Here is a 26,693-nt window from a genome sequence, read left to right on the forward strand (position 1 = left end):
TTGACATCGGTCCGCCCCGCGTCGTCTCCGCGAGCACGAACTGGTTGAGACAGCAGCGACGCTAAGCGCAGCGCGAGGCATCGACAAGCCGTTCCTCGCTCGTGCCCGTCCAGTTCCCGCACGGTCCCCGATCCGTCATTGCGAATCGACGGGACGGCGTCTCGGCGCCCGACAAGCATTCCAGTGAATGGACCTCCGAACCCCCGCCGGGGTGCCGCGATTCGCGGACGGGGTGCCGCGAGAAGCGGATGGACGACACGGTCTCAGGCGGGTTCAGTCGCCAGGACCACAACGTTGTGTAATTGGAGGTGGACGATGCGGTTCGGTGTCCTCTACGACTTCCGCAATCCTGCAAAGCAGCAGTGGCACGTCCCGTGGTCCGAGTTCTACGGGGCCACTTTCGAGCACATGGAGGAGGTCGAGAGACTCGGCTTCCACGCCATCAGCCTGTGCGAGCACCACGGTGACCCAGACGGCTACAACCCCGGCCTGCCCGTCACCTTGGCGACGGCGGCGAGCCGAACGAGCACGATCCGGATCGGGACCAACATTATGCAGGTGCCCTTCTACCATCCGGTGTTGCTCGCCGAGCAGCTCGCCGTGCTCGACGTCGTGTCCGGCGGGCGGCTCGACGTCGGCCTCGGGCAGGTCGGCCCGACCTTCGACATGGAGTTCCCCATGTTCGGCATCAACCCGCGCAACCGGCCGAGCATGCTCGACGAGGGCCTCGACATCATGACCCGGGCCTGGCGCTCTCCCGAGCCGTTCTCCTACCACGGCAAACGTTGGCAGCTCGACGACGTCTGGCTGAACCCCAAACCACTGCAGGATCCGCTGCCGGTGTGGGTCGTCGCGGCCTTCTCCGAGAAGGCCATGGACCGCGTCGCGGGACGCGGTCTTGATGTCGGCGCGCAGGGTGGCTACTTCTTGGGCCTGACCGGCGGTGAGACCTGGAAGCAGTGGCTCACCGCATGGCACGCGGCATGCGAGCGGGCGCAGCGTCCCCACGACTACGCCCAGATCTATACGTTCGGCACCTGCTATGTCACCGACGACCCCGAGAAGGCCTGGGCCGAACACCGCGAGGGCCTCTTCCACGCCTTCCACTACGAGCGGGCGGGCCTCCATCCCTACAGCTCGCTGATGATGGAGACGGTGCCGCAGACCCCGGAGGACATGCCCGGCTGGGAGAACCTGTTCCAGACCCCGGAGCAGGCGATCGCGCAGCTCCGCGCGGACTACGCGGACGGGGCGCCGACTGAACTGCACCTCATGGCGCACCGGCCGGGTATGACGTTCGAGCAGTCCACGCAGTATCTGCGCAACTTTGCGGAGAAGGTCATGCCCGAGGTCGCTCATCTCTGACCATCCGCGTTCGGTCCGAGGGTTGGCGACGCCGGTCGCGGTGTCCGACGGCGCCGCCGATCCTCACCCGTGTCCGCGATAACCGGCGCACCGACGGCGTAGAACGGCTTTCGCTCCCCCGCCCCAGGCTTACGATGACCCGGACTCTGACAACCGACCCTTGAGGTCGGCACGGCGTCGTGACGAGCAGAGGAGGACAGCGGGGTGACCGAGCCGATCCGACCCACGCGCAGCGTGCTTGCCGATGTGAAGCCTCCGGTTGGGAGCCTGGTGCGCACCAGCGACGTCGACGAGGCGAGCGCGGCGATCTCCCACGCCTACGCGCCTAACAAGCTGCAGGTCGCGGGCCGGCCGGGCCGGTTCGACATGCGCTTGTGGATGAACGGTATGCCCGGCTTGGACTTCGGCTACATCGAGCTCGGGACCGACGTCAGGCTCTACGCTCCCCCACCCCGGTACTACGTGGTCGTGCTCGCCGGCGTCGGGCATGTGCGAATCGGCCAACGGCAGGACTCGGTCCTGGCCACCCGCGGCCGCGGTGTGCTGGTGTCGCCCGACGAACCAGTGTTCTTCGAGGACTGGAGCCAGGACTGCCGCCTGGTCACCGCCCGCTTCGAGCCCACCGCACTGGAGAACGTGCTCGCTTCCCTTCTCGGGCGGGCTCCTGTGGAGCCCCTGCGCTTCGCCATCCAGCTTCACCTCAACGGGCCACGAGGGGGCTCATTCCTCCGAACCCTGCAGCTACTGCGCTCCGAGTTAGGTCGACCGGACGGGATGACGACCGACCCGGTCATGGCAGGCGGCCTCGCCGGCCTGGCCATGACAGGCCTTCTTCGAGGACAGGTGCACAACTACTCGGACGCACTGTCGGGACCCGAACGCAGAGAAGCGCCTGCGAGCATCCGCAACGCCATCGAACTGATCGAGGAAAAGGCCGCAGAAATTGTGTCGGTCACCGACCTCGCCGCTGCGGCGGGGCTGAGCGTGCGAGCCCTGGAAGAGGGATTCCGCCGGCATGTCGGTAGGCCCCCCATGGCCTATCTACGCGAGTACCGACTCGCGCAGATCCATGCCGAGCTAGAGGCCTCCGAACCGGATCAGACTACGGCGTCTGCAGTCGCGAGACGATGGGGCTTCAACCACTACGGGCGCTTCACGGCGACTTACAGTGCCCGTTATGGCCTAAGCCCTGCGGAGACCCTGCGTCGCCCACGCAAGGTGTTCATCTAGCGATGAGCCTTTCTCAGTAGCGCGTTGATCATGTGGTGCGGTCGTGTTCCTGGTGGAGAGAACGAGCGCAGCGGCGGTGATCGCGCCGATCCGGCGGGGGCACAGGCTGACCCGGCGTAGTGCTTTGAAGATGGTGTTGAGCAGGGAGTTTCCGCGTTCGGCCAGTGCGCGGGTGGCGGAGTGCAGCATGTTGGCCGTGCGCTGGTCGACGGTGAGTGGGTGGCCGCGGCGGGTTTTGATCGGGCAGGTCAGCCGGTGGGACTCGGCCTCTTAACCGAGATCGGCCAGTGCCGAGTGCTCGTCGTCGGCCCAGGCCTGCAGTTGCGGCGGCATGTCGGGCTGGTGGCAGGCGGCGGCGGTGTCGTGCTCGCGCCCCGGGCGCTCCTGTGAGGCCCAGATTGGCCATCCGTCCGGGGCGGTCAGGACCTGGATGTTGGCGCCGTGGCAGTGGTGTTTGCCCGACTGCCACAGGTCGCAGCCGGGTGTCGGGCCCGGCCGCATCGTGGCCCCGGTCCCCGTGCTGGTGAACGCCGCCGCGGGTGCGGGGATTGGTCGTGACCCTCGGCTGGCCGGTCGTTCGGGTATCTCGAGTGCCCGGGGGAACGGGCGGAGCGCGAGCACCGCCATCCGCCGGCACCTCGAAGTACTCCGTGTTGCAGGGCGAGGTGTCGACTGGGGCGGTCCTCGCCGCCCTCGAGGTAGCCCACTATGGGTAGTACACCCTGAGCGCACCGGCGAGCTCGCGCCGGGCGAGGCCGCGCGAAGCAGGCCCCGGCTCGGGCGTGCGGATCGATCACCGGGGCAAGCGCACCCAGGCCCGAGGAGACACCGTCGGGCCCGGGTGCGATACCTCCGGGAGCCGGCGTCAGCCTCCTCCTGGCGGGTTCTCGATCGGTGCGGTGCTTGTGGTCTCGCGCGCGAGAGTGAAGTCGTACACGGCGCTGTACCAGTCGTCGGCAAGCTGCCGTCCTCCTGGGCCCTCATCGGGGTCGTGACGCGCGAAGGGCACGACCAGGCTCGGCTTAACCCCGAAGACGGCATCACTGGACAGATGTGGGCCGTCGGCGACGAAGAGATGCGTGATCAGGCGCCGGTGGCCCTCCGCGGTGATCATGAAATGCACGTGGGCGGGGCGCATCGGCGAGCGTCCTGCGGCGGTGAGGAGCTCCCCGACCGGCCCGTCGCTCGGGATCCCGTAGGGCGCGGGAACCACCGACCAGAAGCCGTAGCGTCCCTCGTCGTCGGTGAACAGGTGGCCTCGGCCCCGGAGCTCCCCGTGGTCGTACTGGACGTCGTAGAAGCCGTCCTCGTCGGCCTCCCACACCTCGATCCGGGCGCCGGCCACCGGGTTGCCGTCCTGGTCGAGGACCCGGCCGCTGAGATGGCACGGAGGGCCGGCGGTGTCGGCGGCCACGTCGCCGTCGAGGTCGATGCGGGGGCTGCCCTGGACGAAGAAGGGGCCAAACACGGTGTCCTCGGTGATACCGTCGCCGCCGGGCGAGTTGATGCCGACTGTCATCATCGACAGCCCGAGCACGTCCGACAGCAGGATGAATTCCTGGCGGGTCGGCGTGCAGATCTGGCCGGTGCGGGTGAGGAAGTCGATGGCGTGCTGCCATTCCTCCTCGGTAAGCCGCACGTCGCGGGCGAAGGCGTGCAAGTGCCGGACGAGGCTGCTCATCACCTCGAGGAAGCGGGGGTCGGCGCTGCCGGCGAAGCTGCGGACCACCTCCTCGGTGAGCAGGCGCTCGCGCCGGGCCGAGTCGCGGATGTCTTGGCTAGTGGTCATGGTGGTTCCGAACGGGGTCGAAGGCGGCGGTGAGCAGCTCGGCCACGGCGGCGGCCGTGACCGGGCGCGGGTTCGGGATCGGCAGGCTCTCCTGGACCGCGGCGATCGCCTCGGGCAGCTGGCTGGCGGTCAGCCCGACCTGTTGTAATGACTGCGGCGCGCCGGTCGCGGCGTACAGGGCGGCGAGGCCCTCCCGGCTGTCCGAAGCGTGGAGGGCGTGCGCGAGACGGGGGTCGAGACCGTCGAGGGTCTCCTGATTGAACGCGGCGACGTGCGGCAGCAGCGCGGTGTGGGTCTGTGCGTGCGGCAGGCCGAACCGTCCGCCTAGCACGTGACAGATCTTGTGGTGCAGGCCCGAGCCGGTGATGGCGAACGCGGTTCCCGCGAAGTAGGTACCGTGCAGGAGGGTCTCCGCCCGCCGCAGGTCGTCGCCGACCGCACCGGAGGACATCCTCAGGCCGGTGGTGACCCACTCGATCCCCTCTAGGGCGTACATCCGGGCCACGGGAGTGGTCGCCGAGGCCCAGAGCGTCTCGTAGCAGTGCGCGAGGGCGTTGAACGCCGACGCGGTTGCCACCTCCGCCGGCAACGAGGTGAGCAGCTCCGGGTCGTAGACGACGACCTTGGGCCGCACCCGCTCGTCACGTCCGGTGCTCTTGCGCCGGGCCTCCGTGAGGCCCCAGATCGGCGTGAGCTCGGATCCCGCGTACGTGGTCGGGACGCTGATAATGGGTACGTCCCTGGTCAGCGCGACCGCCTTGCCGAGACCGGTCGCCGACCCACCACCTACCGTGATGATCGCTTCGACGTCGTGGTCCCGAGCGGCGGCCCGGGCCGCCTCGGCCTGCTCGATCGGCACGTGCTGACGGACGTCGGTGAGGGTGACGACGATCCGATCGGCGAGGGGCTCGGTGATGCGCTGCAACAGGTCCGGGGCGGCGACGTCGGCCACTAGGAGCGCACGCGTCGCACCCAGACGATCCAGCTCGCCGGAGAGCGCGTCGCGCGCGCTGCCGGCTCCGAAGAGCAGACGGCCGCCGACCGTGTCGTGGGAGTAGTGGAGCCGGGTCTGCACCAGCCGCTCCCTACGCCGGGATGCCGGGCTTCTCGGACCCGTGCAGCCACGCCGCACCCTCCCGGTAGAGGCACTCGACGGCGGCGCCGGTGAGCCCCGGCAGGTCCTGCTTGACATCGAAACCGATCTGGCGCTGAAGGTACGCCAAGTGCCGGTACCCGACCGGGTAGCTCGCGAGCTCGTCAGCGTCGAGCGTGAGATCGGCCGAAGGGTCCAGCACGTCGAGGCGGTCCTGTTCGTAGATCGGCTGGCGCCGCACGATCCGCCAGGACCCGTCCTCGACTGCCAGGAAGTCGTAGAACCGGCCGGTGCATACGACATCGACCTCCACGTCGTGCACCAGGTCCCGCTGGGTAATCGTCATCTTAGTCTGGGCGATCGCCCGCTCGTCCCGGACATCGACCGACGTCCCGCCGAGGAAGTGCAGGATGCGCACTCCCTTGTCGAAGCCCGCGCGCGAGGCGGCGATGAACTCGTCGGCCGTGCCCCGGAACCAGGTCGCGGACATGAACCCCTTGCTGTGCCAGACGGTGGCGAACCGATCCCAGTCGCCAGCATCACGCCACACCGCCCAGTTCTCGACCACCGCGCGGATGGCCTGATAGTCGTCCTGCCGAACCGGCATCTGAAGTCCTCCATGACGTCGAACCTGGTGAGTGCGAGACCAGCGCGGGTGAGCAGCGCCCACCAAACGCGTGGGCTGGAGGGTAGGAACAGGGGCATCCCGGGAGCTAGCGATTGGTGTCACCCAGTGGCATTCGGCGCGTCGCACTGCGCCCTGCCTGCCCCGGCTCCCGGAAGTGCACTCAGTGGCAGCGCTTCGTTGGCGCGGCATCGGTGTTCACCTACTCTGCACGCCGATACGAGAGCCGGCATCCAGGGCACCCGCCGTTCGAGGGATGCACGGACACCGACGAAAGGCACTGCCATGACAATGGGGTTGGACGGGCGCATTGCGCTGATCACCGGTGCAGGACGCGGCCAGGGCCGGAGCCACGCCCTCCGGCTCGCCGAGGCCGGGGCGCGAGTGGTGTGCACCGACATCGGCGAGGACGTCGCGACCATGGAGTACTCGCTCGCCACCCCGAGCGACCTCGAGGAGACCGTCGAGCTCGTCAAGGAAGCCGGCGGGGAAGCCCTCGGCATCCTGGCCGACGTGCGGTCACAGGAAGCGCTCGACCAGGCCGTCGCCCAGACCCTGTCCACCTACGGGCGGCTCGACGTCGTGGTGGCGAACGCCGGCATCTGGGGCCTGAGGAAGCTCTGGGAGATCACCGAGGAGGAGTGGGCCGAGACCCAGGACGTCGTCCTGGCCGGCGTCTGGCGCACAATCAAGGCGGCGGTACCGACGATGATGGAGCAGCGCTCTGGCTCCCTGATCCTCATCTCGTCGGTCAACGGCCTCGAGGGTGGAGCGAACTTCGCCCACTACACCGCCGCGAAGCACGGTGTCATCGGGCTCATGCGGGCCGCGGCGCTCGAGCTCGGTCCGTTCAACGTCCGGGTCAACGCGATCTGCCCCGGGTTCATGGACACCAGGATGAACGAGTGGCAGCGCGCCTACGACATGATGGCCGGCCACGAGGGCGGTACGCCGCAGGACCGGCTGGACAACGCCTACGGTTGGAACATCCTGGCGGGTCGGGGCGTCCTCCCGGTCGACGCGACAAGCCAGGGGGTGCTCTATCTGGCATCGGACATGGCCGAGCACGTCACGGGCATCGAGCTGCCGATCGACGGCGGCCATCGGGTGCTCAACGGGCTCAACATGAGCCCCGTGCGTCCGGACTGACCGCAGCCCCCGACCACATCTCGTTCCTTCATCTCCCCGGCAACGGAGCCGCCTGCCTGCTGCGCACCACCCAGGCACCATCGGTTGCCACTGAGTGACCATCTTGTCTTGCTTGCAACTGGGAGCGTTGGGAGTTTCTCCCGACCCGGTGACGGGCAGCACACCAGGAGAGGAAACCATGCGTACCTCCAGACTTCTCGCCGTCGGCGCGAGCGCCGTGGCACTGCTGCTGGCCAGCGCGTGTGGCGGAGGAGGCAGCGCCTCGGTCGGCGCACAGATCCAGGCGACCAACTCGCTGGACGGTGGCGGCAAACTGCTCGTCGCCTTCATGCCGACCGCCGCGGCAACCTACGTGGCCTCGGACATCAAGGCCGTGAAGGACACCGCCGCCGAGTACCACTACGAGATCACCGTCTTCCAGAACAACTTCGACCAGGCGCAGCAGGACCAGCAGGTCCAGCAGTTCCTGGCGAGCGGCCAGAAGCCAGCGGCGGTCATCTGGTGGCCCAGCAATGTCGAGGCGAGCGTGAACTCGGTGCGTCAGCTCGCGCGGATCGCTCCGGTCATCCAGATCAATCAGGGTGTGTCTGCGGAGACGGAGCAGTACGTCGCGGCGTACGCCGGCGCGAACGACGGGTTGATCGGCACGATCGCCGGTCAGCAGGCGCTCGAGGCGCGCAAGGCGGACGTCGCGGCGGGCCGCACGCTCCACTCCGGCAACGGCAACCTCATCGAGTTCAGCTTCCCGTCCGGCTACAAGGCCGCCGCCGACCGGCACGACGGCTTCACCGAGGCCACCAAGGCAGCGCCGTTCGACCTGCTCCGCGACGAGCCGGCGACGGGCACGCTCGACGCCGCCGACGGGTTCAACCACGCGTCGCAGGTCCTCCCCAAGTTCAAGGCCCAGGGCGTCGACTACGTCTACGCCCAGAATCTGGACATGGGGTCGGGCATCGTCGAGGCCCTCGAGCAGAACGGGTACCAGCCCGGTAAGGACGTCACGGTGGTGGCCGGCAACTGCTCGGGCAACCTCGGTCCGCTCCAGGACGGCAAGGTCTACTCGGCGGTCGTGCAGCCACCGCTGATGGAGGGCCGCCTCGCTGTCCGGACCGCGGTCCAGCTCCTCGCGTCGGGGAAGGTCACGGACGAGACGGTGACCGTGGAGCCCAGCGACACCGTCCCGGAGCTGACGGTCGGGCCGGTCCCGAAGCGCGCCTACCTCCCGGCGGTCCCGCTGACGAAGGACTGCCTGGCCACGCTCAAGATCTGGGGTCTGTCGGGACGGGACCTGTGCAGCTGATGGCCGCCCACGAATCCCTGACGTCGACGGACTCACCTGCGGAGCCGAACAGCGCATCCGGTGTGCCATCGGTGCGGATCCGCAGGGTGTCGAAGAGCTACGGCGCGGTGCGCGCACTCGACTCGGTCGACTTCGAGCTGCGCCGCGGAGAGGTCATGGCCCTGCTCGGCGAGAACGGGGCTGGCAAGTCGACCCTGGTGAAACTCCTGTCGGGGCTGATCCAGCCCGACTCGGGGACGATCGAGATCGCCGGCAAGGAGGTCGTGCTCGGGTCCCCCCTGCAGTCGCAGCGACACGGGGTCGCCGTCGTCCAGCAGGAGTACAGCTCGGTGCCGACGATGACGGTCGCGGAAAACCTCCTGCTCGGTGACCGGACCGCGGGCTGGTGGTGGAGCCGTGCCCGCCTCGACCGGGGCACCGGCGACGTCCTCGACCGGGTCGGGCTCGGCCACGTGTCGCCCCGGACCCGCGTCGAGGACCTCAGCGTCGCGGAGTCGCAGCTCCTCGAGCTGGCCCGGATGCTCCGGCGCGACGCACAGATCCTGATCCTCGACGAGCCCACCGCGGCGCTGTCCGACCACGAGATCGAACGGGTGCTCGCCGTGCTGCGGGACCTCGCGAACGAGGGGCGGAGCATCATCTACGTGACCCACCGGCTGGACGAGGTGTTCCGCCTGGCCGACCGGGTCACCGTTTTCAAGAACGGGCGCAGCCTGCCGGCTCGGGACGCCGCGTCGCTCGACGAGCACGCGGTGGTGACCATGATGCTCGGTCGGGAGATGTCCACGATGTTCCCCGAACGCCCCGAACTCGACGGCGCCCCCGTCCGGGTCGAGGCCACCGAACTGGTCGCCCCCGGGCTCCACGAGCCGGTCTCGGTCTCGGTACGCCGGGGCGAGATCCTCGGCGTGACCGGCCAGCTCGGGAGCGGCGCCAACGCCTTAGTACGCGCCCTCGCCGGCGTCACACCGGCCGTCGGTGGCCGGGTCGCCGTCGACGGCGCGGCGGTGGACCTGCGGTCCCGCAGGCGCGGCATCGCCGCCGGGATCGCCTACTGCTCCGACGACCGCAAGCGCGACGGCATGTTCCAGGGCGTCTCGGTCCTGCGCAACCTCTCGGCCCCGTGGCTCGGCCGGAGCTCGCGCCTAGGGGTGCTGCGTCCGCGACACGAACGGTCCACGGGGCGGGAGATAAGCGGTGCCTTTGCCTTCGACGCCTCCCGGCTCTCGGCCAACGTCGAGACGCTGAGCGGCGGCAACCAACAGAAGGTGGTCCTGGGCCGGTGGGTCGGCACCGACCCAGTGCTGCTGCTCGTCGAGGAGCCCACGCGGGGAGTCGACGTCGGCGCCCGGGCGGAGATCTACGCCAAGCTGCGCGACCTCGCCTCGACCGGGACGTCGATCATCGTCGCCTCCTCGGACTCGACCGAGATCCTCGGGCTCTGCGACACCATCGGCGCCTTCTACCGAGGCCGGTTGACCAGCGTTCGGCCCCACACCGAGTGGGACGAGCCGCAACTGATGGCCGCCACCATGCACAGCGAGGCCACGTCATGACCACACAGACCGATGCGCGCCCCGCGGCTACCGCGACCGTAATCTCGCGGCTGGGCACCGACGTCGCAGGTCTGCTGCCGCTCGTGGTCGCGGTCGTCGCCCTCTTCGCGCTCGGCGCGGTCACCACGGCCGGATTCGCTGCGCCGGAGAACATCCGGGCGGTGCTGATCGCCGCCTCCATCACCGGCATCGTCGCGGTGTCGATGACGTTCCTGACCCTGTCGGGCAACTACGTCTCGCTCGGCGTCCAGCAGTCCACGGTGCTCGCCGCCCTGCTGTTCCTGCACACGGTGGCCGAGGGCCACGGCGTGACGCTCGCGATCCTGGTGTCCGTGCTTGCCGTCGTCGCGGTCGGGGTCGCCCAGGGCATCGTCGTCGCGCTCGGGATGAACACGATCATCACGACGCTGGCCACGGGTTCGGTCCTGTTCGGGATCACGGCCTCGGCCTCGGGCAGCGGCGTGGTCACCGCGGAGGGCAAGAGCATCGGCTGGCTCGATGCGAGCCTGGTGTTCGGGCTCCCGATCGCGGTGTACGGCTTCGTGGCCGTCACGATCCTGGCCACCCTGATCTCGGCGCGCACGGTGATCGGCCGCAAGGTGCTCCTCGCCGGGGCGAACCGCCGGACGGCCCGGCTCAACGGCATCTCGGCCACGGCGACCACGTTGTTCGGGTTCGTCGCGTTGTCCCTAGGAGCGGCGATCGCCGGCGTGCTCACCGCCGCGCAACTCGGGCAGGCGACGGCCAGCGACATGCCGAGCCTCACCATCGATGTGGTGGCCGCGGTCCTCGTGGGCGGCACCGCGATCGCCGGCGGGTACGGGTCCCCGATCCGCTCGGCCCTGGGCGCCATCACCATCGCCCTGCTCAACAACGTCATGGTGCTCAACAACTTCGCCACCGGATGGCGGTTCGCGATCCAGGGGCTGGTGGTCGTGGGCGTCGTCTGTCTGCTGCAGTACCTCGCCCGGAAGAGAGCGAACTGACATGCGCATCGGCGGCAACAGCAGCATCGCACGGGAGTACGGCGTCCAACTCGTCATCCTCCTGGCCGTCCTGATCGGACTCACCGCGACCTCGCCCGCGTTCCGCGGGGAGGGCGCGGTCTTCTCGACGCTGGAGGGGTTCGGGTTCCTCGGGGTGGTGGCGCTCGGGGTCGGGGTGACCATGATCGCCGGCGAGCTCGACCTGTCCGCGGCGTCGATCGCGACACTCGCCGCGGTCACCGCGATCCAGGCCTCAGACCTCGGCCTGCTCCCGGCCCTCCTGATCCCGACAGCCGTCGGGCTCGGCATCGGGGCGATCCAGGGTCTAGTGATCTCCGGGCGCGGCATCAACTCACTCGTCTTCACCGTGGGCGCCTCGGTGCTCTACCAAGGACTGTCCTACATCGTCAGCGGTGGCGGACCCGTACAGCTGACGGACTTCGACCTCTCCGACGCCCTGCTCGTGCGCTGGGGCCCGTTCTCCCCGTCGTCGGTGACCGGCATCGTGCTGTTCATCGTGATCGGTGTGGCCCTGACCCGGACCGTCGTCGGGCGCGAGATCTTCGCCATCGGCGGAGGCCGGCGCGAGGCCCTTGCCGCCGGGGTCGGGCTGCGGCGCCCGATGGTCACCGCATTCGCCCTCTCCGGCGGATGCGCGGCGCTGGCCGGTGCCATGGCGGCGATCCGGGGCGGCAGCGCCGCCCCCAACTCCTTCGGCAGCCTGCTGCTCACCGGCGTCGCCGCGGCCCTAATCGGCGGCATCGCACTCAGCGGCGGACGGGGGTCGGCGGTCCACGTCGCCATCGGCGTCGTGGTCCTGTCCACCATCTCGGCCGGGTTCGCCGCCCGCGGCTCCGAAGGCTACGTCACCGAGCTGGTCACCGGGCTAGTCCTGATCGGCGCGGTGGGCCTGCAGGCCGGAACCCTGGCCCTGCTCCGGCGGCGCGACCGCACTCGTGCGATGGGGCTACAGCTCGCGCACGCCACGCACTGAGCGGGCCGGACGGCCCGAGGCCGACCATCCATCAGCCACGACGACGAGGAGTACGCGCCATGGGGCGTATGGAGGGCAAGGTGGCGCTGGTGACCGGCGCCGGACGGGGTCAGGGCCGCGCACACGCGGTCGCCCTGGCCCGGGAGGGCGCAGACATCGTGGCAGTCGACTTCAACGGCACGTTCGACCACGTTGCGTACTCGGTCAACCACCCCGGCGACCTGGCCGAGACGACGCGGCTGGTCGAGGCGACCAGCCGCCGCTGCCTGCCGGTCGAGTGCGACGTCCGGTCGGTGGAGGGCATGCGCGCCGCGGTGGCGAGGACGCTGGCCGAGCTGGGCCGGATCGACGTCGCCGTCGCCAACGCGGGGATCGACTCCTACGCGCCGGTGCACGAGATGACGCCCGAGCAGTGGCGCGACATCGTCGACGTCAACCTCACCGGCGTTTTCAACACCCTCAGCGCGGTGGCCCCGCACATGATCGAGCGCCGCCGGGGCAGCATCATCGGGATCTCCTCGTCGGTGGGCAGGCTGGGGGCCGGCAACAACGCGGCCTACTGCGCGGCCAAGTGGGGCGTCATCGGCCTGGTGAAGTCCGCCGCCATCGACCTCGGGCCGCACCTGGTCAGGGTCAACGCCGTCTGCCCCGGCTACATCAGCACCGGCATGATCGACAACGGTCTCCTGCCGCCACTGTTCTTCCCGCACGAGGAGGCGCCGACCGAGGAGATGGTCGACCAGGTCGTCAACGAGCGCTACCACTTCATCCCGGCCGGCAGGCTCGCCCCGGAGGAGGTGTCGGCCGCGGTCGTCTTCCTCGCCTCCGACGAGGCCCGCTACATCAGCGGATCGACCGTCGACGTCAACGCCGGCTGGAGCGCGGCCTACTCGGCCTGAGCGAGGAGACGCACATGGAAAGAGTCCCGTCAACCGATCCCGCGGCCGAGCTGGCCGGCCGCGGCGCCCTGGTCACGGGCGGCGCCCGCGGACAGGGCCGGGCGCACGCCTTGCGCCTGGCCGGGGCCGGCGCGGCCGTCGTCGTGGCCGATGTGGCCGACGGCGGCGTACCCGGGACGGTCCCGGCCACCGCGGACGACCTGGCGCTGACGGTGCGACAGGTCGAGGCGGCGGGAGGCCGCTGTCTGCCCGTGGTCGCCGACGTACGCGATCCGCGGCACTCGAGGAGGCGGTTGCGGTCGCGGTCCGCGAGTTCGGGCGCCTGGACATCGCGGTCGCCAACGCCGGGACGACGGTCATCCAGGGCGCCCTCGAGACCAGCGACACCGAGTGGGAGCACTCGCTCGCCGTCAACCTGTCGGGCGTGTTCCACACGTTGCGCGCCGCCGGCCGGGCCATGCGTGCCGCCGGCGCTGGCGGCTCGATCATCGTGACCGGGTCGGTGTGCTCCCGGCGCGCGCAGCACGGCCTCTCCGCCTACACCGCGACCAAGCACGGGGTCCTCGGTCTGGTCCGTCAGCTCGCGCTCGAGCTCGCGCCGCTCGGCATCCGGGTCAACCTCCTCGAGCCCGGCAACGTCGACACCCCGATGATCAACAACGAGCCGATGTACCGCCGCCTGCCTCCCGACCTGGCCCGGCCCGGTCGGGACGACGCCGCTGTCGCCTTCGCGCGCATGAACGCGATGGAGACGCCATGGGTGGCGGCCGAGGACGTCAGCGAGGCGATGCTGTGGCTGGCCGGTGACCGGGCCCGCTTCCTCACCGAGATCGAGCTGCCGGTCGACGCCGGGCTCCTGCTGACGCCGGGTCGTCATGAAGGGTGAGGCGATGCGGGCCGTCGTGCTGCACGCGCGCGGGGACCTCCGGGTCGAGGAGCGGGCGCGGCCGCACCCCGGGCCGGGAGAGGTCCTGCTCCGGGTGACCGCCGCCGGCGTCTGCGGGAGCGACGCCGGCGAGCTCGACCACGGTCCCGTGCTCACCCCCCTGACGACCCCTCACCCCGTGACGCGGCACGAGGGACCGCTCGTTCTCGGGCACGAGATCGGTGGTCGCGTGGAGATACTCGGTCCCGGCGTGGCGGGCCTGCGGATCGGCCAGCTCGTGGCGTGCGGGGCAGGGGTGTCGTGCGGCCGGTGCGACCACTGCGCGGCCGGACGCACGAACCTGTGCGATCGCTACTGGACCCTGGGGCTGAGTACCCACGGCGGCCTCGCGGAGTACGTCGTCGCGCCGGCCTCGGTCTGTCTCCCGGTGGACCCCGACCGGGTCTCGGAGCACGCGGCCGGGCTCGTGCAGCCGATGTCCATCGCCGTCCACGCCTCGCGGTGCGGCCGGCCGACGAGCGACGACCACGTGGTCGTCGTCGGCGCCGGTGGTATCGGAGCGTTCCTGGTCGCCGCCCTCGCCCAACACACGGGTCCGCGCAGCCTCCGGTTGGTCGAACCGAACCCGGCCCGCCGTGAGGTGGCGCTCGGACTCGGGGCGACCTCGGCGCACGAGGACGCCGGTTCGCTGCGGGCAGCGGCCGCGCCGGTCGACGTCGTCTACGAGGTGAGCGGTACGCCCGCAGGTCTGCGGACGGCCCTCGGAACCGTCCGTCGCGGCGGCCGGGTCGTGCTCGTCGGGCTCCAGAGACCCGGCACCGCGCCCGACGACCTGCTCCTGGACGTCTCGCGCACCGAGCTCGAGCTGGTCGGGACGAACGCACACACCTTCGCCGCGGACTTCACGGTCGCGGCCGAGCTCATCGCCCGGCGCGGGGACTGGAGCCTCGTGGCGCCGCGTGTGCACCCGCTGGAGGCCGCGGCGACGGTCGTCGACGCGCTGGCCCACGGCGGCGGGACGACGATCAAGGAGCTCTTCGACCCACGAGTCGGACGACCGGTCGAGGCCGGCTACGGGACGGCGTGAACCGCTCCGTCCCGTGGGCCCTCTTCGCCGGCAGCGCGTTCGTCCTGGCCCCTACTCCACTGTGGACGCACTACCGGCAGCTGCTGGGTCTGACCGACGTCGAGGTGACGACGATCTTCGCCCTCTACGGCGGGGGCGTCCTGGCCGGGCTGCTGGTCGGCCCCGCGTCCTGCCGGCTCCTCGGCGCACGACGGGTCGTCCGGTTCGGGCTGCTGATCTGCCTGCTCGCCGCGGCCGACTTCGTCGTGTCTGCGGATCCCGTGGGGCTGCTGGTGGCCCGCACCGCCTCGGGACTGGGGCTCGGGCTGCTGTCCGCGGCCGCCGCCCACGTGCTGGCGGACGGGCCCGCGGGAGCGCGAGCCCTGACGGCGGCCACCCACGGCGGCGTCGCCACCGGTGCGCTGGGATCCGGCCTCGTCGTCGAGCCCTTCCCATGGCCGCTCGTCACCCCGTACGTCCTCGCGGCCGCCGGAATGGCCGTCGCGGACGTGGCGGTGGGCCGCGTCCCGGCACCGGCCCGCCACGAGTGCTCCCCGGCCCCGCCGGTCGCGAAAGGGGATACCCGCAGGTCCGCCCCCCTGGTCCTCGTCAGCGGCCTCCTCGGTGCGTTCGCCACCAACTGGGTCTTCGGCACGGTCACCGTGAACGCCTCGCACCTCGTCCTGGTGCAGGGGCTCCCCGCGGACGGGATCGTGGCCGGAGCCCTGGTTGCGGTGATGCAGCTCTGCGGGGGTCTCGGACAGCTCGCGGTCGGGCGCAGGACCGCCGCCGGTCCCCTGCCGGTGCTCTGCTTCGCGGCCGGCGTGGGCGTCGTCGTGATCTCCGTGTTCTGCTCGTGGCCGGCACCCCTCTTCGGCGGGGTCGCGATGGTCGGCCTGGGCGGCGGGATCCTCCTCCGCCGAGCCTTCGCGGCCGGGGCCTTCGGGAACGGGTGGACGCGAAGGGCGCCCGCTCTCGCGTTCTACTCGGGCATGTCGCTGCCCGTGGTCGGCGGCGGATGGCTCGCCGACCGCACGGGTCTCGCGGCCTCGATCGCGCTGTCCGGGCTCGGCGCCGTCGCCGTGGCGGTCGCGAGCCGGCTCGTGCACACCGCTTCCACGGTGCGCGCCCGGCCGTCGCCGCTCTCCACCCATTGCTACTCAGCGGCACACGATGATGGGTCGCCAACGGCCGCTCTGGCTACGTTCGTCGTCCGGCCGCCGAACGCCTCACCACCACACGATGGGATACAGCCGATGGACACACAGAAGGTCAAGGCGGACATCCTCGAACTCGAGGACCGCCGCTACCAGGCCATGGTCGACAACGACACGAAGGCCCTCCAGGAGCTGCTCTCCGACGAGCTGGTCTACACGCACTCGAACGCCACCCGCGACACGAAGCACTCCTACCTCGACAAGGTCACGGCCGGATTCTTCGTCTACCACTCCGTGGAACACCCCGTCGAGACGCTCGTCGTCCGGGACGGGCTCGCCGTCCTGACCGGACAGATGCGCGCCCGGGTGACCAACAACGGTGTGGAGAGGCAGCTCGACAACGCCTGTCTGGCGGTGTGGGCGAAGGAGGGCGAGGACTGGAAGTTCGTCGCCTACCAGCCGACCCCGAACCAGGGCTGACGCCATGACGGAACGAGGAGGTGCGCCGTGCGCGCCGCGGTGACCCGAGAGCCGGGCACCCTCCCGGCGATCACGACGCTCCCCGACCCGGAGCCGGGGCCCGGCGAGGTGCTCATCCAGGTCGACGCGGTCGGCCTGTGCGGCACCGATCTCAAGCTGCTCGACGGGATGATCCCCACCGTGACCTACCCGCTAGTGCAGGGCCACGAGGTCATGGGCCGGGTCGCCGGTGGCGAGGGCCCCACCGGGGCACGGGTCGCCGTCTACATCCCGCAGGCCTGCGGGGACTGCAGGTGGTGCGCCCGCGGACTGACGAACATCTGCCCCCGGGCCACCCGCATGGGCTTCGAGCGTCCGGGCGGCCTGGCCGAGTACGTCGTGGCGCGGGCGGAGAACGTCGTGGCGGTCCCGGCGGCGGTGACCGACGAGATGGCCGCCGTGACCCTCGACGCTGTCCTCTCCCCCTACCGCGCACTGAAGGTGCGCGGCGAGGTCGGGCCCGGCGACCGGGTCGTCATCGTGGGCGGCGGCGGCCTCGGGCTCCACGGCGTGCAGATCGCGATCGCGCTCGGAGCCCGGGTCGCCGTCGTCGACCTGGATCCCGGGAAGCTGGAGACGGCCTCTCGCCTGGGGGCGGAGGTGGGCGTCCTCGCCGCGGACGAGGGAACGCTCGGCGAATGGGCGCCCGACGGCGCCGACGTCGTCATGGAGTCCTCGGGGGCACCGGCCGGGTTCCGGCTGGCGACCGAGGTCGTGCGCCCCGGCGGCACGGTCGTCACCTGCGGCTACAAGCCCGGCTCCGACGCCAGCTCCGACTCGATGCGCCTGGCCATGGACGAGCTCACCATCCGCGGTTCCAAGGGCGGCACCCGCGCCGACGCCGACGGCGCGCTGGCCCTGATCGCGGAGGGCAAGGTGGCGCCACTGATCGCGCGCACCGGCGGCCTCGACGACGTGCCGGCGTTCGTGCAGGACCTGCGGGCCGGCGAGCAGGTCGGCCGGCTGGTCGTCCGGCCGCGGTAGCCGCACCACACGCCACGGCCGGCTGGGCGTCCCAGCCGGCCGTGGCGTGTGCGGAGCTCAGTGACCGGAGCCCAGCGAGACGTGCTTGTACTCGGTGAAGTCCTCCATGGCGGCCAGCCCGTTAAGACGACCCAGGCCACTCTGCTTGTAGCCGCCCTCCTCGAACTCGTCGTGCACGACCGCCCAGTTGTTGACCCAGACGGTGCCTGCCTCGAGCCGCTTGGCCACTTGCAGGGTGCGGTCGACGTCGCGGCTCCACACGCTCGCGGCCAGGCCATAGCTCGAGTCGTTCGCCATCTCGACGGCCTCGTCCTCAGTGTCGAAGACCTGCAGCGTCAGGACCGGTCCGAAGGTCTCCTTCTGGATGATCGGGAGCGACTGGTCGTCGACCTCGAGCAGGGTCGGGTGGTAGAAGGCGCCCTCCGCCAGCGCCGGATCGATGCCGGCGCCCCCACGTACCAGGGCACGGGCCCCTGCGGCGAGCGCGCCCTCGACGACGCCGTCCACCCGGGCGACATCGCGCTTGCTGATCAACGGCCCCATCTGGCTCGAGGGATCTGCGGCCGGGCCGACCCGGACCTTGCCGAGGGCGTCGATCATCAGCGAACGCACCCGGTCGACGACCCCCCGCTGCACGAGCAGCCGGGAACCGGCCATGCAGAACTGGCCGGCGAATGTGGTGATGGCCTTCGTGAGCACCGGCACGGCCGCGTCGACGTCGCCGTCGTCGAAGACGAGCATCGGCGTCTTGCCCCCGAGCTCCAGGCTGAGGCGCTTGAGGGTCGCGGCACCCTGCGCTGCGATGGCCCGGCCGGTCGCCGAGCTGCCGGTGAAACTGATCGCGCGGACGGTCGGCGACTCGACGACCAGCGAACCCTCCTCGACGCCCGTGGTGACCGCGTTGACGACACCCGGCGGCAGCCCCTCGACGCCGGCGAGCACCTCCATGAACGCGGCATTCACCAGCGCCGTCTCCTCGGGCATCTTGAGCACCGCCGTCGCACCCGCGGCCAGCACCGGACCGAGGGAACGCACGGCCAGGATCACCGGGGAGTTGAACGGCACGATGATCCCGACGACCCCGATCGACTCGCGGAGCACGATCGAGGTCTTGCCGCCCGGCATCTCCGATGCGCGGCCCTGCTCGGTGAGGGCCATCGCCGCCCACCAGCGGAGCTTGGGGGCGACCATGCTCACCTCGAACGTCGCCTCGGGCACGATCTTGCCGTTGTTCGCCGCGAGCAGGGAGATCAGCCGTTCGCTGTTCGCCTCCACGCGATCGGCCATGGCGTTCAGGACGCGCGAACGCAGCCGGCGGTCGTGGGCCCATTCGGAATCGGTGAAGGCACGCTGCGCCGCGTCGATGGCCCGGGCGACGTCGTCGCGGGTCCCGTGGGCGTATCGGCCGATCTCGAGACCGGTGGCCGGATCGTACGCAGGCCGGTGGTCCCCGCTGTCCATCCATTCTCCGTCGAGATAGTTGCGTGCGAGGTCGTACAACGGTGGGCCTCCTCGTAGGTCATCCACGATCGTGTGATCGGGATCGTGTGGCTCAGGGCTCGCCGACGACGAGAACCGGCTTCACGACGCGGCCGGACTCCATCGCCTCGACCGCCTTCTGCACGTCGGCGAAATCGAACCGGGTCACCATCCGGTCGAAGGGAAGACGCCCGTCGCGATACAGCTCGAGCAGCCGCGGCAGGAACTCCCGTGGCGTGGCGTCGCCCTGGATGGTCCCGCGCAGCCGGCGCCCGTTCAGCAGCACGTTCATGTCGACGGGTGCGGTAGTCCCGGCCGGCGCCGCACCGACGGACACCAGCTCGCCCACCATCGCGGTCGCGCGCAGGGCGCCGGCCAGCACGGCCGGGATCCCGGTGGTCTCGACCCCGGTGTCGACGCCGTCCGAGACGATCTCGAGCACCTGCTCGGTCGCGCCGTCCGCACGGGCGTCGACGACATGGGTGGCGCCGAGCGAGCGGGCGAGCGCGAGCCGTTCGGGCCGGGTGTCGACCGCCACGATCGTCCGCGCGCCGACCACAGCACCCGCCATGACCGCCGACAGCCCGACACTGCCGGCGCCCCATACCGCCAGTGATCCCCCGGGTCCGAGCGACGGGGACGACATCACCGCCCCGCACCCGGTCTGCACGCCGCAGCAGAGCGGTGCGAGACCCGCCAGGTCCGGTGTACCGGGGGGCGCGATCACCAAGTTGTTCACGTGGACGACGGCGTGGGTCGCCATCGACGACTGCTGGAACACGTGCCCCTGCACGGGCGAGCCGTCGAGTCGCGATAGGGCAGTGGTGCCGTCCGGCCGGCGGCCGCCGAAGGACAGCGCGAAGCCGTCCCGGCAGTACGACTGCCGGCCCTTCCGGCACGCCGGGCACGATCCGCACCACGGGAACGACGCGAGCACGTGGTCCCCGACGGCCACCTCGGTGACCTCGGCACCGACGGCCTCGACGACACCCGTCGACTCGTGCCCGGCGACGACGGGGTGCCCGGGAACCGGGTACTCGCCGTCCCGGATGTGGAGATCGGTGCGGCAGATCCCCACGCTCACCGCGCGCATCAGCACTTCTCGCGCCTGGGGCTCACCCAGTTCGAGCGGCTCCACGGTGAAGGGTCCGCCCGGAGCGGTCGCCACCGCGCCCATGATCCGCATCAGGCCCCCCGGAAAGCGTCCGACATGGCTGGGAGGGTATGGCGACGATTCCGCGCCTGGAAAGGACGGTTGACCGCTCAGTGGCAACGCGCGTCAGCTGATGACGCGGCCGATCGACAGCGATGCCGTCTTCACTGCGGGGGTGAGCGCTTCCAGCTGTCCGGGCGCGCGCACGACGATCCCGATCGCCCCGCGCAGCGTGCCACCGGACAGAATCGGGGCGGCGACCGACACCGCGCCCAGCGTCATCTCCTCGCGGGAGTACGCCACCCCGGCGGCGCGGACCTCCTTGAGCTGGCGGACCAGGAGCCCCGGCTGGGTGAGGGTGTGCGGGGTGTGTCGCGACAGGCCGCGCTCGACCACCGCGACGAGCAGGTCCCGGGGGCTGTGGGCAAGCAGACACTTGCCGACCGCGGTGGCGTAGAGAGGGAGGCGTCCTCCCACCTGGGTCGCAGTGGGGCTCGCCCTCGCGGCCGAGACCTTCTCCACACAGAGCGCGTCCAGCCCGTCGAGCACCATGACCTGCACGGTCTCCTGGGTCGCCTTGGCGAGGTCGTGCATCAGCGGCAGCGCCGTCTCGCGCAGGTCACGCTGCCGGGGGGCGAGTGTCCCGATCTGCCAGAGGTGGATGCCCACGCGGAACCGGTTGTCGACAAGGCGCTCGAGCCCACCCCAGGCCGTCAGCTCCTGGAGCAGGCGCCGGGTCGTGCTGATCGGGAGGTCCGCGCGTTCGGCGATCTCCGTGAGGGTCATCTCCCCGTGGGCCGGGTCGAATGTGTCGAGGACGCGGAACAGCCGTTGCGCCACCGACGCGCCCGGGACCGAGGCGTTGCCTGCCATGCCGTCTCCTTGCTCTGCCGCTCAGTGAAGCGGCTGGGCGCAGCCTGCCACGCGTCGTCCCCGGCGGCACCGGGACGCTCCGGCACCGAGCGGCGAGATCAGCCCCGGTCAGGCGTGTGCAGCCGGCCATAGCCGAAGAACTCGGCCTGGTCGGGTACCTGCGCGTGCATCATTCGGCCCCCGGGAACGACCCAGCACCCACGCTCACGTGCCAGGCGCAGCAACCTGGTGACGGGCGGATGCGCGACGGCGTCGGCGACGGTCGTGCCGGGCCCGGTGCCGTCGAGGTCGATCGGCAGGTCGTCCTCGGCACGCATCCCCGCCGGGCTGCAGTTCACGACGACGTCGAATCCGGCCGCGACGGGCTCGGCGACGTGGGCGGGGTAGCCGAGCTGGGTCAGACGTCGGGCGAGCGTGAGGGCTCTCGCCGGATCCAGGTCGCTCACCGCGAGATCGGCGACGCCGGACTCGCCCAGCGCGTGCGCAACGGCCGTACCCACTCCGCCGCTCCCGACAACCAGTGCACGCCGGTCCCGCAGCGGCCGGCCGTCGCTCGTCAGCGCCGCAACGAGACCGACGCCGTCGAGGATGTCACCGGTCCAGCCGGACGCCCCGTCGGGTCTCAGCACGTTGACCGCGCCGACACGGTCGGCCCGCGTGCTCAGCTCCGTGGCAAGGGTCGCCGCCGTGATCTTGTGAGGGATCGTGACGATCAGCCCGTCCAGGTTCTGCCAGCGCGCCGCCCCGGCGAGGAACTGCGCCAGATCCTCCGGGCGGACGTGGGCCGGTACGCACACGGCGTCGAGGCCCTGGTCGCGGAACAGGGCGGTCCAGATCGCCGGCGCCCCGACCTGCACGACCGGGTCGCCGACGATGCCCAGAACCCGTGTGCGCCCGCTCGGCAGCTGAGTCATTCCCTCGCACCTCCGGTCCGTCGGGTGAGCACTGCGATCCTGCGCGTCGTCCGTTCGCGGCGCGAGCGGTCGTTGCCACTGAGCCGCATTCTGCTTTTGACGGCCGCCCCGAGACCGACCTAGTTTCGCCCGGTATGACCACCCGAGCGCCGGGCGACCCGGCAGCCGATCCGCAGGTCGAAACGCCGCTGGCGATGGGGGCGATCTGCTTCCGGGACCGCCCCTTCGACCAGATCCTGGCCGCCGCGTCGGCGAGCGCCTTCCCCGGCATCGGGCTGACGGTCGGCCAGTGCCTCTCCGCGCTCGAACGGGGCATCTCGTGGGACGACCTGCCGAGCCGGATCGCCGGGGCCGGGCTCCGGCTAGCCGAGTTCGAGCTGGTACGCCTGTGCGAGGACGGCCCGGTGGCGGCGGCCAACCGGCTGGTCGAGGAGCTGGCCCTCGCGCTGCGGCCCGACCGCGTCCACGTCGCCGCCTTCCGCGGCGAAGCGGCGCGTATCGCGGACGAGTTCGCCGCTGTGTGCGAGCGTCTCGCCCCGGTGCCCGTCGCGGTTGAGTTCATGCCGTACAGCGCGGTGAGCAGTCTCGACCAGGCCCGCGAACTCGTCGGCACGGTCGCCGCGCCGAACGCCGGCATCGTGCTCGACGTCCTGCACTTCTTCCGCTCCGGGGGGCGGATCGAGCAGCTCGACCGTGACCTGCTTGAGGCCGTCGTGTGCATCCAGCTCTCCGACGTCGTCCGCCGTCCCGGCGTGCGCCCCATCGACGAGGCCCGCCACCTGCGCACCTACCCCGGCCGGGGCTCGCTCGACATCGCCGGGTTCCTGCGCGCCGTGCGGGAGGCGACCGACGTCGTGCCGCCGGTCTCCGTCGAGCCGGTCTCCGACGCGCTGGAGTCGCTGCCCCTCGGCGTCGTGGCCGAGGAGACCATGTTCTCGACCCTGGACGTCCTCGACGCTGCCGGCTGGCCCCGGTAAGACGGCCGGCGATCTCGACCGCTCGGTCACTGAGTGGTCGACAGAGCTGGCACGCCGGTGCGCGAGCACCGACCATCCCGGTCGTAGCACGCGACCTTCCCCCACCATCGCCGGCGCAAGCTGGTCGCACAGACACCGAGGTCTACGAATGAGCACGGCAGGGTACCTGGACGTCCGAGAACTCATCGACCACAACCGCCTGACCGGGAAACAGAAGCTCTCGACACTCGTGGCGCTGCTCTGCATCGTCGTCGACGGCCTCGAGGTCATCGTCGTCGGGTTTATCGCACCCGCACTGAAAGCCGACTGGGGCCTGTCCACTGCGCAGCTCGCGCCCGCCGTGACCAGCGGTCTCGTCGGACTCGCGCTCGGCTCGTTCGTCGCCGGGCCGCTGGGTGACCGGTTCGGCCGGAAGCCGGTGATCCTCACGGCGGTCGCCGCGTTCGCGGTCATCACTCTCGTGACCCCGCTCGCCGGCGGGGTGGTGTCGTTCAGTGTCCTGCGCCTGCTGACCGGCTTCGGACTCGGCGCGTCGATGCCCAACGTCGCCGCGCTGGTCGCCGAGCTGACCCCCACGCGGCACCGGCGCGCGCTCGTCGGCCTGAGCTATGCCGGCTTCCCAACCGGCGCGGCCATCGGCGCGGCGGTGCTGCCGTTCATCGTCGCCGGTGCGGGGTGGAAGGTCGCCATGCTCCTCTGCGGCCTCGCCGCGGTGGCCATCGGCATCGCCGTCCTGTTCCTGCTGGCGGAGTCGCCCCGGTTCCTGGCCTCGAGCGGCCGCAACCGGGCCACCCTCGTCCGCTTCTGCAATGATCTCGAGCCCGGCAGCGCCGACGACACGACGGTCTTCACCCTCGGCACCCCGACCCGAGGCCGCAACTACCCGATCTCGGCCCTGTTCCGGCGCGGCCTCGCGCCGGGCACCATCTTCCTCTGGGTCGGTTTCCTCGCCGTCATGTTCACCGTCTACCTCAACAACACCTGGCTGCCCTTCCTCTTCGCCGACACCGGTTTCGAGACCGGCCAGATCTCGCTGCTGACCACCCTGCTCCAGGTCGGCGGCATCGTCGGTTGCAGCATGATCGGCCTGCTGCAAGAGCGATTCGGGCCGCAGGCGACGCTGGTCGTCACGGGAGCCGTCGGAGCGCTCATGGCCCTGTCCATCGCCCTGGTCCCTGCGTCCACCACCGTGCTCGCCATCCTGATCTTTGTGCTGGGGATGGCCACGAACTCGATCTCGACGGGCTACACCGTCGTGTCGTCGACCTTCTACCCGACCGACATCCGGTCGACCGGCACGAGCTGGACGGCCGGGGTCTCCCGGATCGGCTCCGTCGCCGGAGCGGCGGTCGGCACCGCCCTCGTCAGCCTTGGGTTCAGCATCTCGCAGGTCTTCCTGCTGCTGCTCGTCCCCATCGCCATCGGCGCGCTGGCCATGGCAGCAAAGGGCGTCGTCTACCGCCGCCGCCCGACCGCCGGCGACGACGCCCCGCACCACCCGCCCGTCACAGCCGAGAGCCGGCCCATCTCGCCCGCCGAGCAGAGCTGATCCGCCGTCAACCGAGGAGTATCTCGATGTCGCAGACCCTGGACGAGTTCGACCACGTCGTCGTGGAGGTGTCAGACGGAGTCTCCCTGCACGCTGTCGTCGCGGGGAGCGGGCCGACCGTCGTCCTGCTGCACGGCTTCCCGCAGACCTGGTACGAGTGGCGGCACCTCATGCCCGTGCTCGCTCGCGACCACCGGGTCGTCGCCGTCGACATGAAGGGAGCCGGGGAGTCGTCGAAGCCGCTCGTCGGCTACGACAAGGTCACCATGGCGAACGACTTCGAGACCCTGCGCCAGGAGCTCGACCTCGGCCAGGTCCAGGTCGTCGGCCACGACATCGGCGCCATGGTCGGATACGCCTGGGCCGCAATGCATCGGGACTCGGTGAGCAGGCTGGCCTTCCTCGACGCACCGCTACCGGGCGCGTCGTTGTGGGAAGGCGTCCTGCTCAACCCGAGGACGTGGCACTTCGCGTTCCACATGCACCGCGACATGCCGGAGTTCCTCATCGCCGGGCGCGAGTACGGGTACGTCGAGGCGTTTTTCAAGGACCGCGCGGTCAATCACGCGCCCTTCACACATGAGGAGATCGGCTACTACGCGCGGGCACTTGCCCAGCCCGGTGCGACCCGTGCTTGCCTGGAGTGGTATCGGGCGTTCCCGCAGGATGTCCTGGACAACCGGAAGCTCGGGAAGGAGCCGTTGTCCATCCCTGTCCTCGGCCTCGGCGGAGCCGGCCGGTGGGGACCACAGCTGCAGAGCATGCTATCCGAGTTCGCCTCGGACGTGCGGGCCGTCTCCATCGACCGGTGCGGCCACTGGCTGGTCGAGGAACGCTTCGACGAGGTGGTCCGGGCCCTGCAGGAGTTCCTGGCCCATGACTAGCTCGCACGGGCGGTTGGCGGGGAAGATTGCTGCCATCACCGGGGCTGCGAGTGGGATGGGGCGGGCGGCCGCAACGCGGTTCGCCCGCGAGGGCGCCACCGTCGTCGTGGCCGACATCGCTGACGGTGAAGACGTCGTCGAGGCCATCCGCTCAGATGGCGGAAACGCGCACCAGCTGCGCCTCGACGTCACGGACGAGAGTTCCTGGGCCGAGGTGATGAACGACGTGGTCGGCCGCTATGGCCGCCTCGACGTGCTCGTCAACAACGCGGGGCTCAGCGGCACCTACGAAACCGACCTGTTCAGCACCGCGTTCTTCGACCAGCTCATGCTCGTCAACGCGCGCGGTGTGTTCCTCGGGATCAAGCACGGCGCCCGGACGATGGCCGCCTCTGGCGGGGGCTCGATCGTCAACGTCTCTTCGATCTCGGCCTCGGTCGGTCAGCTGGGAGTCCACATGGGCTACAGCGGGTCGAAAGCGGCCGTGCGGATGATGAGCACCACCGCGGCCGTGCAACTCGCCGACGCCGGTATCCGCGTCAACGCCGTTGCACCGGGCATCCTGCCCCCGATGCGCACATCACGCGGTTCAAGGGATCCGGCTTGGCGTGCTCGGCAGATCGACGGCATCCCGATGAAGCGGGAGGGCAAGCCGGCGGAGGTAGCCGCCGTCATGCTCTTCCTGGCCAGCGATGAGTCCAGCTACGTCACTGGCGTCGAGATTCTTGTCGACGGCGGGCTCACCGCTGTCTGAACGCGACACCTCTAACGATTCCCGCAGCATCCTGCACGCGGGCCCGTGGCTTCCCGCCTATGCGACAGCTGATCGTGATCACGCGTAGCCCCCGCAGCCAGTCGTCTGCGTAGTTCTCACATCTCGTGGTCGGCGGCGCGAGGTGGCGGTGCAGCTCGGCGAGCTCGCGCGCGTGCTCACCGGCCTGCTGTTGGGCGGCGGCGGTGAGCTCGCCACGCTGCCGTTCCACACGGCCGTGTGCTGCGCGCGGGCCTGGTCGCGGCCGCAGCCGCATCGCGGCGCAGGCGCTCCAGCTCGGCGGCGTGTGCGGCCTGGGCTGCGGCCAGCGCTCCAGCGCGCAGCGCGAATTGTCGGCGAGCGAGGTACCAGCGTCCTGTGCTGTTGCGCGGATCGCATGGAAAACCTCGAGGCGTGTCGCCTTGCGAGGGAGCCGCCACAGCGGTGGGCTACGGCTGTACCGACCCGCCCGCCGGGCCTGCCGCGGGATCCCCGGGCACCGGAGATCGAGATCC

The 26,693-nt window shown here is 70.7% G+C and carries 24 protein-coding genes and 1 pseudogene; 16 read left to right on the forward strand and 9 right to left on the reverse strand.

The genetic code is table 11. The annotated features are described in order from the left end of the window. Positions 1–315 precede the first annotated feature (315 nt). Positions 316–1,365, forward strand: coding sequence for an LLM class flavin-dependent oxidoreductase (locus ACFQH9_RS04030; protein WP_379564303.1), 1,050 nt, complete (start codon positions 316–318; stop codon positions 1,363–1,365). Positions 1,366–1,569: 204 nt separating this feature from the next. Further along, positions 1,570–2,595 (forward strand): AraC family transcriptional regulator, encoded by a 1,026-nt coding sequence (locus tag ACFQH9_RS04035; protein ID WP_379564305.1) that lies wholly within the window; start codon positions 1,570–1,572, stop codon positions 2,593–2,595. Positions 2,596–2,623: 28 nt separating this feature from the next. Here the strand turns inward: ACFQH9_RS04035 and ACFQH9_RS32180 are convergent. The 4 genes and pseudogenes from ACFQH9_RS32180 to ACFQH9_RS04055 all read right to left on the reverse strand — a co-directional run. After that, positions 2,624–3,090 (reverse strand): annotated as a pseudogene (locus ACFQH9_RS32180) (transposase family protein); the annotation flags it as partial. A gap of 370 nt (positions 3,091–3,460) precedes the next feature. Next, positions 3,461–4,324 (reverse strand): dioxygenase family protein, encoded by an 864-nt coding sequence (locus tag ACFQH9_RS04045; RefSeq protein ID WP_379564307.1) that lies wholly within the window; start codon positions 4,322–4,324, stop codon positions 3,461–3,463. A gap of 49 nt (positions 4,325–4,373) precedes the next feature. Next, on the reverse strand, positions 4,374–5,459 hold the full coding sequence (locus ACFQH9_RS04050; protein ID WP_379564309.1) for a maleylacetate reductase: 1,086 nt from the start codon (positions 5,457–5,459) through the stop codon (positions 4,374–4,376). 10 nt (positions 5,460–5,469) lie between these two features. Continuing rightward, a complete protein-coding gene (locus ACFQH9_RS04055; RefSeq protein ID WP_379564311.1) occupies positions 5,470–6,084 on the reverse strand; it encodes a nuclear transport factor 2 family protein in 615 nt (204 codons plus the stop codon). 303 nt (positions 6,085–6,387) lie between these two features. Here ACFQH9_RS04055 and ACFQH9_RS04060 point away from each other — a divergent pair, with 303 nt between their 5' ends. The 6 genes from ACFQH9_RS04060 (at position 6,388) to ACFQH9_RS04085 (ending at position 12,986) form a co-directional block, all read left to right on the forward strand. After that, the gene (locus ACFQH9_RS04060) at positions 6,388–7,251 is read left to right on the forward strand and encodes a mycofactocin-coupled SDR family oxidoreductase (RefSeq protein ID WP_379564313.1); all 864 of its coding nucleotides are present in this window, start codon (positions 6,388–6,390) and stop codon (positions 7,249–7,251) included. A gap of 178 nt (positions 7,252–7,429) precedes the next feature. Beyond that, on the forward strand, positions 7,430–8,551 hold the full coding sequence (locus ACFQH9_RS04065) for a sugar ABC transporter substrate-binding protein (RefSeq protein ID WP_379564315.1): 1,122 nt from the start codon (positions 7,430–7,432) through the stop codon (positions 8,549–8,551). Positions 8,552–8,637: 86 nt separating this feature from the next. Next, the gene (locus tag ACFQH9_RS04070) at positions 8,638–10,107 is read left to right on the forward strand and encodes a sugar ABC transporter ATP-binding protein (protein ID WP_379564317.1); all 1,470 of its coding nucleotides are present in this window, start codon (positions 8,638–8,640) and stop codon (positions 10,105–10,107) included. Beyond that, a complete protein-coding gene (locus ACFQH9_RS04075; protein ID WP_379564319.1) occupies positions 10,104–11,093 on the forward strand; it encodes an ABC transporter permease in 990 nt (329 codons plus the stop codon). The genes ACFQH9_RS04070 and ACFQH9_RS04075 overlap by 4 nt, the downstream gene beginning before the upstream one ends. A 1-nt stretch (position 11,094) precedes the next feature. Then, a complete protein-coding gene (locus tag ACFQH9_RS04080) occupies positions 11,095–12,087 on the forward strand; it encodes an ABC transporter permease (RefSeq protein WP_379564321.1) in 993 nt (330 codons plus the stop codon). Between the two features lie 59 nt (positions 12,088–12,146). Then, the gene (locus ACFQH9_RS04085) at positions 12,147–12,986 is read left to right on the forward strand and encodes a mycofactocin-coupled SDR family oxidoreductase (RefSeq protein ID WP_379564323.1); all 840 of its coding nucleotides are present in this window, start codon (positions 12,147–12,149) and stop codon (positions 12,984–12,986) included. Positions 12,987–13,015: 29 nt separating this feature from the next. Here the strand turns inward: ACFQH9_RS04085 and ACFQH9_RS04090 are convergent, their stop codons facing one another. Next, complete coding sequence (locus ACFQH9_RS04090) at positions 13,016–13,267, reverse strand: hypothetical protein (RefSeq protein WP_379564325.1); 252 nt, start codon at positions 13,265–13,267, stop codon at positions 13,016–13,018. A gap of 47 nt (positions 13,268–13,314) precedes the next feature. On the opposite strand from ACFQH9_RS04090, the gene ACFQH9_RS04095 reads away from it, so the two are divergent. Genes ACFQH9_RS04095 through ACFQH9_RS04110 form a run of 4 tightly spaced genes read left to right on the forward strand, consistent with a single transcriptional unit; the run spans position 13,315 to position 17,598 of the window. Next, positions 13,315–13,872: an SDR family oxidoreductase gene (locus ACFQH9_RS04095; protein WP_379564546.1), complete on the forward strand. Its 558-nt coding sequence runs from the start codon at positions 13,315–13,317 to the stop codon at positions 13,870–13,872. Further along, positions 13,862–14,959: a zinc-dependent alcohol dehydrogenase gene (locus tag ACFQH9_RS04100; RefSeq protein WP_379564327.1), complete on the forward strand. Its 1,098-nt coding sequence runs from the start codon at positions 13,862–13,864 to the stop codon at positions 14,957–14,959. Before ACFQH9_RS04095 ends, ACFQH9_RS04100 begins: the two co-directional genes overlap by 11 nt. Then, the gene (locus tag ACFQH9_RS04105; protein WP_379564329.1) at positions 14,956–16,575 is read left to right on the forward strand and encodes an MFS transporter; all 1,620 of its coding nucleotides are present in this window, start codon (positions 14,956–14,958) and stop codon (positions 16,573–16,575) included. The genes ACFQH9_RS04100 and ACFQH9_RS04105 overlap by 4 nt, the downstream gene beginning before the upstream one ends. A gap of 27 nt (positions 16,576–16,602) precedes the next feature. Then, positions 16,603–17,598 (forward strand): alcohol dehydrogenase catalytic domain-containing protein, encoded by a 996-nt coding sequence (locus tag ACFQH9_RS04110; protein WP_379564331.1) that lies wholly within the window; start codon positions 16,603–16,605, stop codon positions 17,596–17,598. 57 nt (positions 17,599–17,655) lie between these two features. Here the strand turns inward: ACFQH9_RS04110 and ACFQH9_RS04115 are convergent, their stop codons facing one another. The 4 genes from ACFQH9_RS04115 to ACFQH9_RS04130 form a co-directional block, all read right to left on the reverse strand. Continuing rightward, positions 17,656–19,098 (reverse strand): aldehyde dehydrogenase family protein, encoded by a 1,443-nt coding sequence (locus ACFQH9_RS04115; protein WP_379564333.1) that lies wholly within the window; start codon positions 19,096–19,098, stop codon positions 17,656–17,658. Between the two features lie 52 nt (positions 19,099–19,150). After that, the gene (locus ACFQH9_RS04120) at positions 19,151–20,245 is read right to left on the reverse strand and encodes an NAD(P)-dependent alcohol dehydrogenase (RefSeq protein ID WP_379564335.1); all 1,095 of its coding nucleotides are present in this window, start codon (positions 20,243–20,245) and stop codon (positions 19,151–19,153) included. A 111-nt stretch (positions 20,246–20,356) separates the two neighbouring features. Then, entirely contained in the window at positions 20,357–21,103 is a 747-nt protein-coding gene (locus ACFQH9_RS04125; protein ID WP_379564337.1) for an IclR family transcriptional regulator, read from the reverse strand. Between the two features lie 98 nt (positions 21,104–21,201). After that, positions 21,202–22,017 carry a shikimate dehydrogenase family protein gene (locus ACFQH9_RS04130; RefSeq protein ID WP_379564339.1) on the reverse strand — a complete coding sequence of 272 codons (816 nt, stop codon included), beginning with the start codon at positions 22,015–22,017 and terminating at the stop codon, positions 21,202–21,204. Between the two features lie 134 nt (positions 22,018–22,151). On the opposite strand from ACFQH9_RS04130, the gene ACFQH9_RS04135 reads away from it, so the two are divergent. From ACFQH9_RS04135 to ACFQH9_RS04150, 4 genes are all read left to right on the forward strand, one after another. Next, complete coding sequence (locus tag ACFQH9_RS04135) at positions 22,152–22,994, forward strand: sugar phosphate isomerase/epimerase family protein (protein ID WP_379564341.1); 843 nt, start codon at positions 22,152–22,154, stop codon at positions 22,992–22,994. Between the two features lie 148 nt (positions 22,995–23,142). Continuing rightward, on the forward strand, positions 23,143–24,543 hold the full coding sequence (locus ACFQH9_RS04140; RefSeq protein WP_379564343.1) for an MFS transporter: 1,401 nt from the start codon (positions 23,143–23,145) through the stop codon (positions 24,541–24,543). A 26-nt stretch (positions 24,544–24,569) separates the two neighbouring features. Further along, positions 24,570–25,427: an alpha/beta fold hydrolase gene (locus ACFQH9_RS04145; RefSeq protein ID WP_379564345.1), complete on the forward strand. Its 858-nt coding sequence runs from the start codon at positions 24,570–24,572 to the stop codon at positions 25,425–25,427. Further along, positions 25,420–26,181: an SDR family NAD(P)-dependent oxidoreductase gene (locus ACFQH9_RS04150; protein ID WP_379564347.1), complete on the forward strand. Its 762-nt coding sequence runs from the start codon at positions 25,420–25,422 to the stop codon at positions 26,179–26,181. Before ACFQH9_RS04145 ends, ACFQH9_RS04150 begins: the two co-directional genes overlap by 8 nt. Positions 26,182–26,693: the final 512 nt, after the last annotated feature.

It is taken from the genome of Pseudonocardia lutea (assembly GCF_042658055.1).
GTDB lineage: Bacteria > Actinomycetota > Actinomycetes > Mycobacteriales > Pseudonocardiaceae > Pseudonocardia > Pseudonocardia lutea.